This window comes from Curtobacterium sp. B8 (genome assembly GCF_000333315.1).
GTDB classification, from domain to species: Bacteria; Actinomycetota; Actinomycetes; order Actinomycetales; family Microbacteriaceae; genus Curtobacterium; species Curtobacterium luteum.
In genome coordinates this window covers 1-1,006 of sequence record NZ_BACW01000073.1, presented here as the reverse complement: position 1 = coordinate 1,006, position 1,006 = coordinate 1, and the positions used below count along the sequence as shown (strand labels likewise).

The 1,006-nt window shown below is 76.6% G+C and carries 1 protein-coding gene; it reads left to right on the top strand.

Annotation, left to right across the window (positions count from 1 at the left end; genetic code table 11):
* Position 1 precedes the first annotated feature (1 nt).
* Complete coding sequence (locus I59_RS02020) at positions 2-757, top strand: tryptophan-rich sensory protein (RefSeq protein ID WP_049976507.1); 756 nt, start codon at positions 2-4, stop codon at positions 755-757.
* Positions 758-1,006: the final 249 nt, after the last annotated feature.

The following is a 1,006-nucleotide window of genomic DNA, read 5'->3' as shown; positions in this document are numbered from 1 at the left end:
GGTGGTCGCGGTAGTCGGGTCGTTCATCGGGTCCGGTGCCGCCGGGGGCACGCCCATCCAGAACGCCTCGGGCGGGGCGCTGTCGGCCTCGTCGACGTCGATCGCGCCGGACGGGCCGGCGTTCGGCATCTGGTCGGTGATCTACCTCGGCTTGATCGTGTACGCGGTGCGGCAGCTGTTCCGGACCGCGGACGACGAGCGGCACGCGCGGCTCGCCCTCCCCGCGACGCTCTCGCTGCTCCTCAACGCGGCGTGGATCCTGGCGGTGCAGTTCGGCTTCCTCTGGGCGAGCGAGCCGATCATCGTGGCGCTCCTCGCCGTGCTGGTCTGGACGTTCGTCGTCCTGCGGCGCACCCGGCCCTCCGGCGTCGTCGAGGCGATCGTCACGGACGGCACGTTCGGCCTCTACCTCGGGTGGGTCTGCGTGGCGACGGCAGCGAACACGGCGGCGGTGCTGACGGCGGCGGGCTTCCGGGGCTTCGGGCTCGGCCAGGACGTCTGGGGCGTGCTCGTGGCGGCGGTGGCCGGGCTCGTCGGGGTGCTGCTCGCGGTCTGGGACCGGGGGCGGCTCGCGCCGACGGCCGCGCTGTGCTGGGGACTGGCGTGGGTCGCGGTCGGGCGGCTCGACGGGCCGCTCGTGTCGGTGCCGACGGCGGTGACCGCGGTGGTGGCCGTCGTCGTGGTGGTGCTCGTGACGGTGCTCGTCCGGACCCGGGCGGGCTGGGCCGGGCGGCGGCGGTCGTTGGCGGCCGCCTGACCGGCGCGGCCGCGCGGCCGCGCGGACACGCGGACACGAGACTCGGCGGCGCGGCCTCGAGACTCGGCGGCGCAGCCACGAGACTCGGCGTGGGCGACACCGCTCGCGCTCGGGAGCGCGAGCCATGTCGCCCAGCGCGAGACTCGGCCCGCCGGTGCTGAGCCGGCGGGACGGGCGCACACCGCGCCTCCCGGCCGGGTCGACGCGCCACGAGTCTCGGGCGCGCCGCCACGAGACTCGGCGTGGGCG